17 protein-coding genes are annotated in these 16,324 nt (G+C 65.1%); 9 read left to right on the forward strand and 8 right to left on the reverse strand.

The window, feature by feature from the left end:
- Positions 1–45 precede the first annotated feature (45 nt).
- Positions 46–1,173: a DUF1236 domain-containing protein gene (locus GDN70_RS28720; protein WP_152103329.1), complete on the reverse strand. Its 1,128-nt coding sequence runs from the start codon at positions 1,171–1,173 to the stop codon at positions 46–48.
- Positions 1,174–1,279: 106 nt separating this feature from the next.
- On the opposite strand from GDN70_RS28720, the gene GDN70_RS28725 reads away from it, so the two are divergent.
- Positions 1,280–1,741, forward strand: a complete 462-nt coding sequence (locus GDN70_RS28725) for an NUDIX domain-containing protein (RefSeq protein ID WP_097669002.1) — start codon at positions 1,280–1,282, stop codon at positions 1,739–1,741.
- 21 nt (positions 1,742–1,762) lie between these two features.
- Here the strand turns inward: GDN70_RS28725 and GDN70_RS28730 are convergent, their stop codons facing one another.
- Complete coding sequence (locus tag GDN70_RS28730) at positions 1,763–2,746, reverse strand: tripartite tricarboxylate transporter substrate binding protein (protein ID WP_028143142.1); 984 nt, start codon at positions 2,744–2,746, stop codon at positions 1,763–1,765.
- Positions 2,747–3,197: 451 nt separating this feature from the next.
- Between GDN70_RS28730 and GDN70_RS28735 the strand changes: the two genes are divergently transcribed.
- Complete coding sequence (locus tag GDN70_RS28735) at positions 3,198–3,845, forward strand: hypothetical protein (protein ID WP_038971803.1); 648 nt, start codon at positions 3,198–3,200, stop codon at positions 3,843–3,845.
- Positions 3,842–4,117: an HGGxSTG domain-containing protein gene (locus tag GDN70_RS28740; RefSeq protein WP_038971802.1), complete on the forward strand. Its 276-nt coding sequence runs from the start codon at positions 3,842–3,844 to the stop codon at positions 4,115–4,117. The genes GDN70_RS28735 and GDN70_RS28740 overlap by 4 nt, the downstream gene beginning before the upstream one ends.
- 157 nt (positions 4,118–4,274) lie before the next feature.
- Here GDN70_RS28740 and GDN70_RS28745 read toward each other — a convergent pair whose 3' ends face one another.
- From GDN70_RS28745 to GDN70_RS28755, 3 genes are all read right to left on the reverse strand, one after another.
- A complete protein-coding gene (locus GDN70_RS28745; protein ID WP_091964622.1) occupies positions 4,275–4,457 on the reverse strand; it encodes a hypothetical protein in 183 nt (60 codons plus the stop codon).
- 178 nt (positions 4,458–4,635) lie between these two features.
- Positions 4,636–4,875, reverse strand: coding sequence for a DUF3606 domain-containing protein (locus tag GDN70_RS28750; RefSeq protein ID WP_049801728.1), 240 nt, complete (start codon positions 4,873–4,875; stop codon positions 4,636–4,638).
- Positions 4,876–5,127: 252 nt separating this feature from the next.
- Positions 5,128–6,546, reverse strand: a complete 1,419-nt coding sequence (locus GDN70_RS28755) for a TAXI family TRAP transporter solute-binding subunit (RefSeq protein ID WP_152103752.1) — start codon at positions 6,544–6,546, stop codon at positions 5,128–5,130.
- 275 nt (positions 6,547–6,821) lie between these two features.
- On the opposite strand from GDN70_RS28755, the gene GDN70_RS28760 reads away from it, so the two are divergent.
- The 4 genes from GDN70_RS28760 to GDN70_RS28775 all read left to right on the forward strand — a co-directional run bounded on the left by GDN70_RS28760 (position 6,822) and on the right by GDN70_RS28775 (position 11,902).
- Positions 6,822–8,063, forward strand: a complete 1,242-nt coding sequence (locus tag GDN70_RS28760; protein WP_152103330.1) for an MFS transporter — start codon at positions 6,822–6,824, stop codon at positions 8,061–8,063.
- A 32-nt stretch (positions 8,064–8,095) separates the two neighbouring features.
- A complete protein-coding gene (locus GDN70_RS28765; RefSeq protein WP_038971797.1) occupies positions 8,096–9,289 on the forward strand; it encodes a M20/M25/M40 family metallo-hydrolase in 1,194 nt (397 codons plus the stop codon).
- A 151-nt stretch (positions 9,290–9,440) separates the two neighbouring features.
- Positions 9,441–10,526, forward strand: a complete 1,086-nt coding sequence (locus GDN70_RS28770; RefSeq protein WP_152103331.1) for a mandelate racemase/muconate lactonizing enzyme family protein — start codon at positions 9,441–9,443, stop codon at positions 10,524–10,526.
- Positions 10,527–10,753: 227 nt separating this feature from the next.
- Positions 10,754–11,902, forward strand: a complete 1,149-nt coding sequence (locus tag GDN70_RS28775; RefSeq protein ID WP_173015884.1) for an amidohydrolase — start codon at positions 10,754–10,756, stop codon at positions 11,900–11,902.
- On the opposite strand, the gene GDN70_RS28780 is transcribed toward GDN70_RS28775, so the two are convergent.
- On the reverse strand, positions 11,899–12,120 hold the full coding sequence (locus GDN70_RS28780) for a hypothetical protein (protein ID WP_152103333.1): 222 nt from the start codon (positions 12,118–12,120) through the stop codon (positions 11,899–11,901). The two genes, GDN70_RS28775 and GDN70_RS28780, sit on opposite strands and share 4 nt — an antisense overlap.
- Before the next feature lie 92 nt (positions 12,121–12,212).
- Between GDN70_RS28780 and GDN70_RS28785 the strand changes: the two genes are divergently transcribed.
- Positions 12,213–12,935 (forward strand): DUF72 domain-containing protein, encoded by a 723-nt coding sequence (locus tag GDN70_RS28785; protein WP_038946928.1) that lies wholly within the window; start codon positions 12,213–12,215, stop codon positions 12,933–12,935.
- Here the strand turns inward: GDN70_RS28785 and GDN70_RS28790 are convergent.
- A complete protein-coding gene (locus GDN70_RS28790; RefSeq protein ID WP_152103334.1) occupies positions 12,932–14,119 on the reverse strand; it encodes a CaiB/BaiF CoA-transferase family protein in 1,188 nt (395 codons plus the stop codon). The genes GDN70_RS28785 and GDN70_RS28790 overlap by 4 nt on opposite strands.
- A gap of 84 nt (positions 14,120–14,203) precedes the next feature.
- A complete protein-coding gene (locus GDN70_RS28795) occupies positions 14,204–15,556 on the reverse strand; it encodes a ferric reductase-like transmembrane domain-containing protein (RefSeq protein WP_152103335.1) in 1,353 nt (450 codons plus the stop codon).
- A gap of 282 nt (positions 15,557–15,838) precedes the next feature.
- Between GDN70_RS28795 and GDN70_RS28800 the strand changes: the two genes are divergently transcribed.
- Positions 15,839–16,315 (forward strand): hypothetical protein, encoded by a 477-nt coding sequence (locus tag GDN70_RS28800; RefSeq protein WP_244429084.1) that lies wholly within the window; start codon positions 15,839–15,841, stop codon positions 16,313–16,315.
- Positions 16,316–16,324: the final 9 nt, after the last annotated feature.

Below are 16,324 nucleotides of genomic sequence, written 5' to 3' on the forward strand. Positions count from 1 at the left end.
ACAAATCGAGAAGCCGCCCGGTGGGCGGCTTCCGACGGCGATGAACTAATCGATCTCCTCGATCACGCGTCGTTCGCGAGGCTCGATGACATAAGTCCGGGTATCGCGATGGATGTAGCGGTACTCCCGCAGGTCGGGCGCATCACGGTAGACCGTGCTCGGAAATTCCTCGACCTCGACGCTATCAGGGACGCGATCGCCGACATGGATCTCGGTGCGTGCGGTGCTTCCGGTGGTCTGCCGTTCGCTCCGGCCCTCGGGACGAGCTTTCGCATGCTTGCGGATCGCATCGCGATCGCGGTCAGAGAACTTGCTGGCGCTGCGCTCGCGGGCGGTCGACATCGTCGTTGCCGTGGATTTCCCCGAATACGGCAGCACCGTCACGATCTTGTAGGTCGCAGGATCCACCACGACGATCTCATCCTTCACCAGCGCGAAGCTGTAGCCGCGATACTGCGGCACGATCTCGACGACATCAGGCGGAAGGGTCGAGAGGTGCACATCGCGCGGCACCACCGTGCCGACATTCAGCGAGAAATTGACGCTGGTCAGCGGCCGGACGTTCAGATGCGAGATCGAGGCGCTGATCTTCGTCTCCTGCTGGCGGTTCAGATTGACGTTGGTCTGCGCAGCCGCCTGAGAGTTGGTCCCAGACCGCTCGCCCTGCGCCTGATTGCCGGTTGGCGCCGTCGGTGCCTGCTGAGCCTGGTTGGTCCCGGATGCAGCGGGCGCCTGCTGCGCCTGATTGCTATTGGCCGGCGGCGGATTGGACCGATCCTGCGCCTGGTTCGTGTTTGCCGGCGGCGGGTTGGCGCCCTGCTGGGTCGCGGGCTGGTTGCCGGTCGTGTTCGAGCTTGCCGTGCCGCTCTGCGGCCGCGAGGTGTCCGTGCTGTTCGCAGCATTGGACGTGCCCGATCCGGAATTGGCAGCCCCGGAGGACGGCGCGGTGCTCTGCGTCGTCTGTGCCGAGGTTCCTGTCGACGGTGATTGCTGCGGCTGCGATGTGGTCTGCGGCGTGCCGGCCGCGCCGGATGGCGAGGTCGTCGCTGGCGCCGTGGAACTTGATTGGGATTGCGGCATCTGCTCAGACTTCGTGGTCGTGCTCGGCGATTGCGCGAAGGCGGCGTTCGCCAGCACCAGCCCTAATGCGGTGGTTGCCAACAGGCGGATCATGGTTCACTCCCTTTTATCAAACGAACGTTGGCTACTAACCTGCGCTAAAACGGCCGGTTCCACTTTTTCCCGAGACAAAGCGGACCGCTTCTGCACGGAACCTGCGATGCCATCGAAGAGTGCCGGGATCATCGCCTATCGCAAACGCCGGGCGATCGAGATCCTTCTCGTTCATCCCGGCGGGCCGTTCTGGCGCAACAAGGATCTCGGCGCCTGGTCGATCCCCAAGGGCGAGTATGCGGACGAAGATGATGCGGAGGCCGCCGCGCGACGGGAATTTGCCGAGGAGCTGGGATTCGAGCTGTCCGTGCCGCTGATCGCGCTTGGCGAGGTCAAGCAGCGCGGCGGCAAGCTCGTCACCGCGTTCGCCGCCGAGCTCGATATCGACGTGCACAGCATCCACAGCAACACGTTCGAGATGGAATGGCCGCCCCGCAGCAGCAAACGGCAAGTCTTCCCGGAGGTCGACCGTGCCGAATGGTTCACGCTCGAAGAGGCGCGGGAGAAGATCAACGCAGGACAACGCCCGCTGCTCGATCGGCTGGCGCAGCTGGCCGGCGGTGAATAGCGATGGAAACAGGTGCGCTCCCTACTCCGCCTTGATGTCCGCGGCAGCGACGACCTCGGCGAGCTCCTTGGTCTCCTTCGCGATCTTCGCGGCGTACTCGGCCGGGGTCAGCACGCTGACCACGCCCTGCGAACCGAGCTTGTCCGCGACCGCCGGATCCTTCGCGGCCGCGGCGATCTCCCGGTGCAGCGTCTCCAGGATCGGCGCCGGCGTCGACTTCGGCATGAAGAAGCCGACCCAGAACGAGATGTCGAAGCCGGGGAAGCCGGCTTCCGCGACGGTCGGCACATCGGGCAGCGCCGGCAGCCGCTCGGCCGACGACACCGCGAGCGCGCGCAACTTTCCGGCCTTGACCAGCGGCACGGCGGAGAGCGGATCGAACACGGCCAGCACCTCCTGGGCGAGGATGCCGACCTCGGCGGCCGAACCGCCGCGATAGGGCACGTGGATCAGCTTGATGCCGGCCTTCTGGCTGAGCAGCTCCATGGCGAGATGGGCAAGGTTGCCGTTGCCGCCCGAGCCGTAAGCCAGCGCACCGGGTGCGGACTTTGCCGCGGCGACGAGATCGGCGACGGTCTTGACGTTTGCCGTCTTGGGATTCTCCGGATTGACCACGAGCACGAGCGGCGCCGACACGACGGTCGTCAGCGGCGCGAAGTCCTTTTCCGGATCGTAGCGGATATCCTTGAATAGCGTCTTGTTGAGCGTGATGGTGGAGGAGTTGCAAGCGAGCATGGTGTAGCCGTCGCCTTCCGCATGCGCGACACCTTCGGCCGCGATCATGCCGTTGGCGCCGGCGCGGTTCTCGACCACGAAGGGCTGCCCGAGCTTGTTGCCCAGGCGATCGCCGATGATGCGCGCGACGACGTCGACCGGCCCACCGGCGCTGAAGCCGACCATGATTTTGACCGGCCGCACCGGATATTTCTGCGCCGAGGCCTGCGTCGACAGCGCAGCGGCGCACAATCCGGCGATGACGGCCAGCAGGCGGGCGGTTCGTTGCATTGGTTCTCTCCCCAGACATCAGCAGCGCCGCTTGTGCAGGCTTGTTGGTGCGACGCATGTGAAGATCATGAATAGCGGTCACGCCGGATTTCGCAATCGTGTTCGGGCGCCCGCATTCCGCCGCACGGCACGTGCGCGCCGCCTCCAAGCAAAAAATGCGAAAACAACCCCATGCACAGTAGACGGCCCCTGTCGGAACAAGGACTTACGCCAGGCCGCGAGCTTCGGATGTTACGAAACGATTTTGACTCGTCGGGCAAAACAGGGGCATAATGCCATCATCGCGATCCGCGTCAGCACCCGGCCTCCACGATCATGTGGGCCTCGCTTCGATCGCGCACAAGCCCAGCATCGACATTTCAAAACGCAATCGCCGCACGGCAACTGAGAGGGTCGGCTCGCACCAGAGGGGCCGGCTCGCGCATGCCGTGGGCTCGAAGGAGACATCGACATGACAACAGCCATGACACGCAACAGCACGACGCCAATCGTCAGGTACGGCAGCAGGCCCACCCCCCGGGTCAAGCTCACCGGACAACGGATCGCAATTCAGCATCCGGACGCGGAGACCGGCGAGCACTTGATGGGCGAGGCGCTCGGTGCCGTCGATCAAGACGCTCTGCATGGCATCCTCAAGCAATTGACGAAAGCCAGCGTGATCCTGCAGAAGCCCGATGAGGACAATCTCGCCTTCATGATCTCGATGATGAAAGGCATCGCGCCGCGGAATTCTCTCGAGACCATGCTGACGGCGCAGATGGTGTCCGTCCACGTCGCGACCATGCGCTTTGCCTGCCGTCTCGCCTTCGCCGAAGGCATCCCGCAGCAGGAGGGCATTTCGCGCACATTGACCCGGCTGGCCCGCACCTTCGCAGCCCAAATGGAGGCCCTCAACCGCCACCGCGGCAACGGCGAGCGTCCGATCACGGTGCAGAACCTGTCGGTACAGGACGGCGGCAGCGCGATCGTGGGGAATGTCGCGCAGCATGCGCATCTCATCGCTCCCGAGCCGGGCACCGCGATAGAGGCGGGACCGGTGCCGTCCGGCAACGCCGGCGAGCGCGAACGGGCCGAGGCCATGCAAGGCATCACCGCATGAGTGCCGATCGCATCCGCAACACGCGCGCGATGTCGGCGAGCGCGCGCTGCGGCGCCAGCACGCGCGGCGGCCTCGCCTGCCGCGCGCCGGCGGTGCGCGGCAAGCTCCGCTGCCGCATGCACGGCGGCGCGGCCGGATCGGGCGCGCCATGGGAAAACCGCAATGCCCAGAAGCATGGCGCCTTCACGCAGGAGCGGATCGCGGAACGAAGGGCGATCCGGGAGCTGTTGGACGAGACGGGGAAGCTGCTGGGGGAGCTGGATCCGGACTAAAAGGAAAGCAGGTAGATCGGAAGCGTCGAGGCGACAGATCCGTTCAGAAGGACATGAGCGACACCGCCGCGCCCCTTGCCCACGACAATTCCAGGACGCATTCGCCCGCGCGAAGTGCTGCAGCGTCGGGCCGTATCACCGGCTCGCCGGCCGAAAGCTAGCGCGGCGCGTTTGTCGGATCGACTGCGGAAATCTGCAGCCCTGCCTCATCCAGCGCCTGGGCAATCTGCTTCGCCAGCAGCTTGGCCTCTTCGGTCCCGATCTGCGTGTCGGGATGTCCCTTGAAGAACGCGCAAATGGTCGTGGCGATGATGGTATTCACCTGGTGCAAATCATCCATTTGATGCACGCGAAGTTGCGAACGGATTCACCCGGAAGAGGTGGCGCATCGCGAACGCACAGGAAGAGCGGTCAACGCAAGCCGAAGAACGACAGAATGGCTGCGATCACGACGACTAATCCTATGAGGTAAATCAGGCCGTTCATCGGAGTTCTCCTTTTCGATGGGGTAACCGAATCTATCCGGGGGACGTGAGTCCACCCTTGAGTCCATCCTTGGCGCTGCTCTGCTCCACGAGCTCGAGCTTTTCGAGCTGAACTTCCTTCTCTATGGCCGTCAGGGAGTTGCCGATCTTTTCGACGATCCTGACCAGATCGGCATCGGAGATCTTAAGGCGCTTTCGAACGGACTTGACCTGCTTTGCGTTCGCAAGATCAAGCGTCGTGCGAATGACCCGTGGCGGCCTTGAGCACAGCATGAGCAGGTCTCCTGACCAAGGTAAGAGCCGTGACGTCTCTTTTGTTCCGAATCTTCGTCAGACAACGCGTACTGAATGACGGAATAGACGAGACGACGACGATAGGAGGCGCGATAGACAAGGGATGCGTGTCGGCGCAGAGAACTTCGACCGCGTCGACAGCGGGTCTCACAAGCGTAAGTTGATCTTCCCGGCTACGCCCTCGGTCCCGCCTTGGCATTGTAGACGAATTACGTCGCAGCGCCGGTCGTCTCAACCTCGCGGCGCGCTCGCCGCGCCTCGAACGGTCTCGAAGTTGGCGGGCTGCAGCGCGGCTCGTCTCTCCGCGATGGCGTTGCTCAACAGGCCGAGCACCAGACCGAATGCTGCGAGCTCCTCTTCCTCGATAGCGCCGTCGTCGTAGCATTCGAGCGTTTCAGCTATGATGGCGTCGGCCTCGCGCTGCAGAACCAGAAGCTCCTGGCTCGATCCCGCGGTTCGCGCGCTGGACACCATGGCCAGGATTCTCTTGCGGTGGTCGGTGGTCTCCTCTCTTTCGTCGCGATTCAAATAGCGACGCAACCAGGCAGCGGCCGAGCCGATCCCGGAGAGAAGCAGGAGCCCGAACCAGAAGTAATCGCCGTATCGGTCGAGGAAAGTACGTTCGTTTCCGTCGATGACAGCCGCCGCTCCCCGATGCACCGGCAGCTCCGTGTCCTTGTCGACATCAGGCTTGGTGATGTGCGCAGCGCCCGGGACCTGCCTCGCAATCGCCTGGCGAACGGCAAAGAGCTGACGGAAAAAGGCGGCGACTGTCGTTTCAGGCAGAGACTTTCTCGCGACGATGAGGTGGCTGACGCTGACCGTTTCAACCTTGTCACCCGGCCAGGCCGGATCCGCATTGAAGACGCTGGGCGGAATTTCCTCCGATTCATACCGTGGATGCTTCAGGGCGATCGCTTCCGACGTCTCGATGGCGAGAAATTTCGGCTCGCCGCGCAGGCGCGCCGTTGCAGCCACGGCATCGGACGTGACTTTGCTGTCGAGCGGCCCGACCGCCATGAATGCATCGATGGTAAGATCGCGTGCCAGCTCCTCAGTCTGGTCCGTGCCGAAGTGTGTCACGACCACCTTGTCCGCTTCGACTCCGGAGGCGCTCAGGATGACGCGTAGCAACGCGGCGTTCACCGGGGTCCGGCCGATCACGCCGACGCGGCGCCCTGCGAGATCGGCGACCTCCTTGATCTTAAGCGCGAGCTTTCTTTTCGAGCCCTTGCCCGCAGATCCAGACGGAGCCCACAGCACGACGAAGTTCTTGCGCACGACGGCGACGGTCTGCGCCTCGGCAGGCATGTCCAGGTCGCCCCGGCCGACGGCGAGGTCGGTCTTGCCAGCCCCAAGCAGCGCGAGAGCCTCCACCGCTCCGTTGGTCTCGATCGGAAGCAGCCTGATCGTCCGACTTTCGTCGCCGAACGCATCGGCCATCGCCTGAATGACTTTGTAGTCGTCGCTGCCTGGTGGTCCAACGGCAATGCGGAGGGTGTCCGGCCGCAACGTATAATAGAGAGCGCCCGCCGCGGCGCCAAAGACAAGGAATCCCACGGCGAGAACCAAGAGCAAGGAATTGCTCCTCCTCCGCTCTCGGCGGGCCGCCTCGCTGGTCGTTTGACTTGTACTCTCGGATGAAGACATTGCCGCCGCTGGCCGCAGGTGAAGGCGCGTCCTGCCTGGCAGGATGCCACGTTTCCCCAAGGACAACGTCTGGCGGCCGTCCTGGTTCATAACCGCCGCCTGAGGCCGGCAATGCGATCAGGCGCGTCGTCGTGACGGCCCGCAGACAGGCGGCAAACGCCGTGCTGATTGCCGGCTGAAGCCACAATCCGGAATGAGGGGGGCGCGCTGCCGCCATTGGCGCCCGCCCCGCCATCATGTATCCCCACCCGAAACCCCCTCGGGACGGGACGCCCATGGCCACCAACGACGACGCGGGCATCGCCACCCGCGCGCTGATCTTCGCGCTGCTCGCCCTCGCCTGCGGCCACATGCTCTCCACCTTGCTGCGCACCATTCCGGCGGTCAGCCTCGACCTCATGGCGGCCGATTTCCATATCGAGCCGCAGGCGCTGGCGAGCCTCACCTCGATCTATCCCTTTGCCTTTGCCGCGGCTCAGATCCCGGTCGGGGCGGCGATGGACCGGTTTGGCGTGCGGCCGGTCTCGCTGAGCCTGCTCGCGGGGACCGTATTCGGCGCGGTGGCGTCGGGCTTTGCCACGGGGGCTGCGAGCTTTGCGGTCGGGCAGTTCATGCTGGGCGTTGCCACGTCCGGCATGCTGATGTGCCCGATGACGCTGGCGGCCAAGCAATTGTCGGCGGCACGCTTCGGGCTGTGGTCGGGCGCGATCCTCTCGATCGGCAATATCGGCATGCTGTTGTCGTCGAGCCCGCTCGCTTTCGTCGTCGACGCTTACGGCTGGCGCGCCGGGTTCTGGATGTCCGCGGCTGGCGGCGTCGCAGTCGCGCTCGCCGTGTTCGCGCTGGTGCCGCAGCAGCCGGCCGAGCACAAGGACGATTCCTCGCCGTTGTCGCAGATGATCGAGGTGCTCAGGCTCGGCCTTTCACGTCCGTTGCGAGGGCTGATTGCGCTCGCGCTGGTGTCGCTGGCAACTTCGCTGGTGCTGCGCGGCCTGTGGGGCGGACCGTGGCTGATGGACGTCAAGGGCTTGTCGCGGGTCGAGGCCGGCAACCAGCTCGGCGCGTTCACGCTGGCGATGATCGCAGGGCCCCTGTGCATCGGCATGATCGACCGCAGGCTCGGTCGTCGCCGCGCGCTGGTCGCGGTCACGCATATGGCCGGGGCGCTGCTGCTGGCGCTGATGGCGCTCGGGGCGCCGCATTACCCCGTGTCCGTTTTGTTCGGCGTGCCCGTGATGCCGCCGCAATACGACCTCGTCCTGTTCGTGCTGATCGGCCTTGCGACCTCCGCCCAGCCGCTGCTGTTCGGCATGTCCCGCCAACTCGTCGATGCGCAAGTGGCGGGCAAAGCGCTGGCGGCGGTGAACCTCGCCTTCTTCCTCGGCGCGGCGCTGATGCAGTCGGTGACGGGCGCGGTGGCGGCACTCGCCGGCCTGCCTGCGGTGCTGCTGTTCATGGCTGCCATGCTGGCATTCGGCGTGCTGATCTTTTTGACTTACACCTCGCCGCGTTCGTAGGATGGCGGGCCGGTCTGCCAAAGGAAATAATCATGCCCGTCGATACCAAAGCCGCCACCGACCGCCTCATGCGCTTCCTCGCCGTCGAGGGCGTGACCGGACAGGAGGCGGCGATCGGGCGTGAGCTCATGGCCGCGCTGAAGGAGAGCGGCGTGCCGGCAAAGGCGATCCGGCTCGACGACGCCAACACCCGCATTCCCGTGCCGACCGAGACCGGCAACCTGATCGTCGACCTGCCCGGCCGCGGCGCGCTGCACAACCAGCCGCGCATCATGTTCATGACCCACATGGATACCGTGCCGCTGTGTGCCGGGGCCAAGCCGAAGAAATCAGGCCGCAAAATCGTCAACTCCGCCAAGACCGCGCTCGGCGGCGACAATCGCTGCGGCTGTGGCGTGCTGGTGACGCTGGCGGCCGAGCTCGAGAAGCATAAGCTCGACCATCCGCCGATCACGCTGTTGTTCTGCGTGCGCGAGGAGAGCGGGCTCTATGGCGCGCGCCACGTCAAGCTGGACGAGCTCGGCTCGCCCGTGATGGCCTTCAACTATGACGGCGGCTCGGCCTCCAACGTCGTGATCGGCGCGGTCGGCGCCGATCGCTGGACCGTCGAGATCATGGGGCGCGCCTCGCATGCCGGCGTCGCGCCGGAGCGCGGCATCTCCTCGACCATGATCATGGCGCTCGCGCTCGCCGAGGTGAAGGCCGGCGGCTGGTTCGGCAAAGTGGTGAAGGGCAAGCGGCAAGGCACCAGCAATGTCGGTCCCGTCACCGGCGGCGAGGGCCGCCCCGCGGGCGATGCCACCAACGTCGTCACCGACTACGTGCATGTCCGCGGCGAGAGCCGCAGCCATGACGGAAAGTTCTTCAAGGAGATCACCAAGGCCTACAAGGCCGCGTTCGAAAAGGCGGCAAAGAAAGTGACGAATGCGCAGGGCAAGTCCGGCAGGGTCAAGTTCAAGGCCGAGACCGACTATTATCCGTTCCGCATGAAGGACAGCCAGCCCATCATCAAGCGCGCGGTCGAGGCTGTCTCCGCAGTCGGCGGCACTCCGAACGTCCGCACCGCCAATGGCGGCCTCGATGCCAACTGGATGGTCCGCCACGGCATTCCGACCGTGACCTTCGGCGCCGGCCAGAACGAGGCGCACACGATCGACGAGTGGATCAATCTCGACGAATACGACCGCGCCTGCGCGCTGGCCGTGCAACTTGCGACGATGCGGTGAGTTTCCGTCTGTAGGGTGGGTTAGCCGAAGGCGTAACCCACCACTGTTCGTCTCCGTGGAAGCACAAGTGGTGGGTTACGCCGAGCACATGCGCTTTGCGCATCTGCTCGGCTAACCCACCCTACGAACCAAAAACAAAAAGGGAGGCCACATGCCGCACATCGCAAATATCGAGACCGGGCTCTACCGGATCCCCCTCCCCGTCACGCTCTCCGACTCCACGCATGGCGAGATCGTCGCGTTCGAGCTGATCACCTGCCGCATCCGCGATGCCGACGGCGCCGAGGGCGTCGGCTACACCTACACCGTGGGCCGCAACGGCGGCGCTGTCGCCGACATCCTCAAGCGCGAGATCCCCGCGCTGATCGAGGGACGCGAGGCCGACGATACCGAGGCGATCTGGCATCACGTCTGGTGGGCGCTGCATTATGGCGGCCGTGGCGGGCCCGTGGTGCTGGCGCTCTCCGCGCTCGACATCGCGCTGTGGGATTTGAAGGCGCGGCGCGCCAAGCTGCCGCTGTACCAATTGCTCGGCGGGTTCGACGCGCGCGTGCCGTGCTATGCCGGCGGCATCGACCTCGATCTCTCCGTGGAGGCGCTGCTCAAGCAGACCGACGGCAATCTCGCCAAGGGCTTTCGCGCCATCAAGATGAAGGTCGGCCGGCCCGATCTCAAATCCGACGTCGCGAAGGTCTCCGCGATGCGACAGCACCTCGGCGACGGCTTTCCGCTGATGGTGGACGCCAACATGAAATGGACGGTCGAGGAGGCGATCCGCGCCGCCCGGGCCTTCGTTCCCTACGACCTCACGTGGCTCGAGGAGCCGATCATCCCCGACGACGTCGCCGGCCACGCGCGCATCTTGCAAGCGGGCGGCGTGCCGATCGCGGCGGGCGAGAATTTGCGCTCGCTGTGGGAGTTCAAGAGCTACATCGCCAGTGGCGCGGTGTCCTATCCCGAGCCTGACGTCACCAATTGCGGCGGCGTCAGCGCCTTCATGAAGATCGCGCGGCTGGCGGAAGCATTCAACCTGCCCGTCACCAGCCACGGCGCGCACGACATTACCGTGCACCTGCTCGCGGCCTGCCCGAACCGATCCTATCTGGAGGCGCACGGCTTCGGGCTCGACAAATATATCGAGCACCCGCTGGTGCTGCAGGAGGGCAAGGCACAGGCTCCGGACCGGCCCGGGCACGGCATCAGCTTCGACTGGTCGGGGCTGGCGAAGCTGGCGTGACACCCATTGGCCGTCATTCCGGGGCGCGACGAAGTCGCGAGCCCGGAATCCATCGGCCCCAGAGGTTGCTGCACGATGGATTCCGGGTTCGCGCCAAAAGGCGCGCCCCGGAATGACGAGGGAGAGACGGCGCGTGGCTGCACGCAAGGCATTCCAACGCGCTTGATGCATGCCGCGGATTATCCGCTATGGTGGCGGCAACCGAAATTTTGCGAGAGACCGCTGCCTTGACACCCGAGCTGCACCAGAAACTGACCGCGTGGCGCCGGCACCTTCACGCGCACCCGGAGCTGTCGCTTCAGGAGAAGGAGACCGCCGCTTTCGTGCAGGACAAGCTCACCGAGCTCGGAATTCCCTTCGAGTCGGGCATCGGCGGCCACGGCATCGTCGCGACCTTGACGCGCGGGCATGCGCGCAGCCGCGTCGGCTTGCGCGCTGACATGGATGCACTGCCGATCACCGAAGATACCGGGCTTGCCTACGCCTCCGGGACATCAGGCGTGATGCATGCCTGCGGCCATGACGGACACACCGCCTCGCTGCTCGGCGCCGCTGCGCTGCTCGCCGCCGACAGCAGCTGGAGCGGCACGGTCGATTTCATCTTCCAGCCGGCCGAGGAAGGTTTTGGCGGCTCGCGCGCGATGGTCGCGGCCGGGCTGTTCGACCGCTTTCCGATGGAACGGGTGTTCGGCTTTCACAATTGGCCGGGCCTTGCCGCCGGCACCATCGCCGTGCATGACGGCGTCGTCATGGCCTCCGGCGGACGCATCACCATCACCATCGAAGGCCATGCCGGCCACGCCGGCATGCCGCATCTGACGCGCGATCCGGTGATGGCGGCCGGTCATCTGATCGTGGCCCTGCAATCAGTGGTCTCGCGCAGCGTCGATCCGCTCGACACCGCCGTGCTGTCGCTCTGCACCATCGAAGGCGGCACCGCGCCGAACCAGATCGCCGGACGCGTCACCATCCGCGGCACGCTGCGGTACCACCGCGAGGCGGTCAAGGACACCATCCTCGACGGCATCGAACGGACCTGCGCCGGCATCGCGACCAGCTTTGGCGTCAAGGTGACGCCCGAGATCGTCTGGGGTGTGGGTGTGGTGATCAACACGCCCGCTGAAGCGGGCCTTGCGCGGATCGCCGCCGAGAAGGTGCAGGCCGAGGTGCGGCGCGACCTCGCGCCCAGCATGGCCGGCGAGGATTTTGCCCACTATCTCCAGCAGCGGCCGGGCGCCTTCGTCTGGATCGGCAACGGCGAATTGCGCGACGGCGCCGAGCTGCACGGCCCGCGCTACGATTTCAACGACGCGATCCTGCCGGTGGCGTCGAGCTGGATGGCGGAAGTCGCCAAGAGGGCGCTGGCGTCGAACTAGTTCACGAGATCTCGCCGGGGCAACTTCCAATCCGACCGCGGTGCGAACGTCTCCTCGACGGGCGCCACGTGATATCCGGCAGGGAGAAGCCGGCCGCCCTCCTCGTCCGCGACCGGAACGTCGGTCACGAGGCCCTCGATCAAGGCGGCTTCCCACACCTCCTTCTCGGTCGGAAAGGGATCGCCGATCTGCTTGTTGCCTTCGAACAGCGCGTACATCGGTTGCGGTCCTTGCGTTGGCGGGTTCACCAGCAACGTATCGGCTGCCTGGACGTTCCTCTCCGGCAAAGGCAACGGAGGGCACGGAAACAATGGCGCGCGTTCTGGTCGGAACTTCGGGCTGGCATTACGACTCCTGGCGCGGCCCGTTCTTCCCAGAAGGCGTAACGCTGAAGCAGCAGCTGCGCTACTACGCCGGACAATTCGACACGACAGAGCTGAACGGCGTGTTCTACCGCACGCCGACGCCCGACGCGGTGAAAGGCTGGCGCGAGCAGACCGGCCGCGATTTCGTCTTCGCCTGGAAAGCGTCGAAATTCATCACGCACTGGAAGCGCCTGTCGGAGCGCTCCGTCAACAGCCTCGAGCTGCTGGAGGACCGCATCTCTCGGCTCGGCGGCAAGGCCGGCCCGATCCTGTTCCAGCTGCCGCCGCAATTCCAGGCGGATGCGGACCGCCTCGCGTCCTTCTTCAAGCTGTTGTCGCGGAAACGGCGTTACAGCTTCGAATTCCGGCATCCGAGCTGGTATCAGCCGCGCATCCTCAAAATGCTGGCGGACGAGAACATCTCGCTGTGCCTGTCCGACCATCACGACGCGCCGGCGCCCTGGAAGCGCACCGCGGATTTCGTCTATGTCCGCGGACACGGGCCGGGCGGGCGCTATCACGGGCACTATACCAGGGCGACGCTGGCGCAATGGGCGAAGCGCATCAAGTCGTGGAAGCGGCAGGGCTGCGACGTCTATGTCTATTTCGACAACGACCAGAAGAGCGCGGCGCCCGCGGACGCCAAGGCGTTGAAGCAGCTGCTCTAGATGACACCGCTTTGCCGAAGCGCCGCGATCGCAGCCGCGTCATAGCCGAGTTCGGCGAGGACGCGATCGGTGTGCTCGCCGAGCGTCGGCGGGCGGCTCGTGATGTTGCCCGGCGTTTCCGACAGCCGGACGGCGGCACGCGTCATCGGCGCGGGCTTCGGCAGGCCGGGATAGTCGACGTCCTGCAGGAAGCCGGCGGCGCGGATGTGCGGATGATCCAGCGCCTGTTGCGGTGAGAGGACCGGCCCGGTCGGAATCATGGCCTGGCCCAACGCATCGACGGCTTCCTGCGTGGTGCGCCCGGCGCACCAGCGCGCCATCCGCTCGCTGATGATGGCGCCATTGTTGCCGCGGCTGATGTCGTCGGCAAAGCGGGCATCGTTCAGCCACAGCTCCTCCTCGCCCATCAGCCGCGCCCAGCGCTTGAACAGCGGATGCCCGGTGACCTGGCACAGCACCCAGCCGTCCCGGGTGCGGTAGATGTCGGCGGGCGCTGCGGTCTGGCCGAGATTGCCCGTCGGCACGCGATTGACGTTGATCACGGCCTGCTCGATCAGCGTCGCGTTGGTGAAGGACAGCGCGGTTGCGAGCAGCGCGCCCTCGACGATCTGCCCGCGCCCGGATTTGCCGCGCTCGATCAGCGCGGCGAGCGTGCCGAACGCACAATGCAGCGCGGTGCCGAAATCGACCCAGTTCACCGCGGCGCGGTACGGCGGATCGCCAGTGCCGGTCATGTACACCGACCCCGACATGACCTGCCCGACGCCGTCGAAGCCGACCCGGTCGGACCAGGGTCCCGGGCCGCCGAACGCGGTTGCGGTCGTCAGGATGATGTCGGGCTTGATCGCCTTCAAGGACTCATAGTCGAGCTTCATCGCGCGCAGGGTCTGCGGCGGCAGATTGGCGACGACGACGTCCGCGGTCGCAACCAGCCGGCGCATCACCTCCTGCCCCTCCGGCTTCATCGGATCGAGCGTGATGCACTTCTTGTTGCGGTTGACCTGGAGGAACAGCGCGCCCTCGCCGCCTTCGCCGACCGGCGCCACGAACCGATCCTCGCTGCCCTCGCGCTTCTCCACGCGAATGACCTCGGCACCGAATTCGGCCAGCAAGGTCGCGCAATAGGGCCCGGCGATATAGCGCCCGAAATCGAGCACGCGCACACCCTCCAGAACTCCTCCCATCGATCCCTTCCCCGTTGTTCTCTGCAGATTACAGGGACTGGCTGCGAGGGCAAGTTGGGAAGCGGGATGCACGTGCGACTTTCATCATCGCATCGCGAACAGCTCCTGATGAAACCGCTGTTCGACGGGGAAGCCGTGCGCGCCAAGGTCTCGTCTGAGCGCTTCCCCGAAACCCGCCGGACCACAGAACCAGATGCTCGCTTCGCGCCATTGCGGCACGGTTTCGCGAATGCGTTCGCCGGTCAGTCGTCCGTGACGGGCGTCGATGAGGACGTGGAGACGAACATTTGCCGAGCGCGCGTCTGCTGCGAGCTTGCCGAGGGCTTCCTCATCCACATCAGTGGTGGTGTGAAAGAGGTCAACCGCCTGCGCGACGGAGCAACCCGGAATATCCTTCGGCATGGCCATCTGTTTCATGCGGGCAACGAAGGGCGTGATGCCGATACCACCGCCGATCCAGATCTGGTGCGAGCAATCGTCATCGAAGGTGAAGCAGCCATAGGGCCCTTCCACCTTCACCTTCTGCCCGACACGGAGCTTCTCCCGCAGCCGGCTGGTGTGGTCCCCGAGTTCCTTGGTGATGAAGATGATCCTGGGCTCTGCGGCATTCCAGCACGAGGCGATCGTGTAGGGATGCGCGCCCTCGGAGACATCGGACGTGGCGAAGGCGAACTGGCCCGGCCTATGCCCCGGCCAGCCATGGGGCACCTCGATCTCGGTCTCGATTGCCCTGACGCCGGGATAATATTTGAGCGCGGTGATCCTGCCGTGGACCTGGCGACGGGCGCCAATGCGCCGCAACAGCGCGACAGCCGCCGCCCATGTCCCGAACGCAAGCAGCGCCCCCACGATCCAGCCGAGCGGCGACATCCAGTAGCTGAACTTCATCAGCGTGACGGCGTGAAACACCAATACCAGATACGCGACGGCGAGGAGCCGATGCGTCTTGTAGAAGAGCCGATAGGGGAACATTTGAATGAGCGCCAAGGCAATCAGCACGACGGCGCCGTAGAAGGCCCACTCGCCCAGCCCCTCCGCCGGTCCATGCAGGCCCGCAAGGAAGGCCTCGATGGGATTCTCGATGGCGGGTCTTTCTCCACGCTGCGGTCGGGTCAGCAAACCCCAACCGACCGCCCATTTCGGGGCATTGGCCCAGAGCCAATGGATAATGGCAGTCACGAGGGCAGCGATACCGAGCCATTTGTGCAAGCGGTACATCTTGTCGAGGCCGCCCAGCCACGCCTCCGGCCAACGTGGTCGCAGCGCGAGGATCATCGCCATGCTCATGCAAACGATTGCCAGGACGCCGCTCAGCTGCACCATCCTCTCGCGAAGTGGGAAGAAGGGGCCCGGCCCAAATGGCTGGGGCTCCGCAATCAGCCACAGGAGGACGAGAACCGCCAGGCCGCCCCAAAATACCCGTTTGAGCTTCTCCATGCCGTCGTTGCCTCACAACGTTACGGCGCCAGCTTGACCTGATCGCGCCGCGTTGCATTGAGCTGACTCAAGCCGGATCGTGATGAGCTGCAGGGCCTGGTCGAGGCTGAGCGTGAAGGATTCTCTTTCAGCTCGTCGCCTGACGACCGCCTGAAACCGCCCCGCGACGCATCCTGCGTCGCGGGGCCGCAGCTCATTCCGTTCAAGACTTTGCTCCAGCGCAAACTCCTGAATGCCGCAATCTCCCACCTGAGAGCAAAGAAGCTCTTCGGAGGAAATCCCGTGATCATCTCAACCAAATCGCTCATACCCGCAGCCCTCGCGCTCTGTCTCGTCCTGGGGCAGTCTGCTCTCGCCGCCGGACCACACACGCATGAAGGACCAACCACGACCGCCGGGCCGGTGCTCAACCACGGCAAGAAGTGGCCGACCGATGACGTCTTGCGCCGCGGCATGGACGACATCAGCCTTGCCATGAGGCAATCGCTGGCACCCATTCACGGCAAAGTGTTTACGCCTGCGCAATACGAGGCTCTGGCGAAGCGAATCCAGGCGCAGGTCGATGACGTCGTAGGAAACTGCAAGCTGCCCGAGCAGGCCGACCAGCAACTTCACCTTGTCCTCGAGCAGATCATCGACGGCGCGGCCAAGATGAAAGCCGGGACCAGCCGCGATCAAGGAGCCAATAAGATCGTGCGGGCGCTCGCTCAGTACGGCAAGTATTTTGACCATGCCGGCTGGCAACCGCTGGAGCATTGAGGTCGATTG

The organism is Bradyrhizobium sp. TM102 (assembly GCF_009176685.1).
Lineage (GTDB): Bacteria > Pseudomonadota > Alphaproteobacteria > Rhizobiales > Xanthobacteraceae > Bradyrhizobium > Bradyrhizobium ottawaense.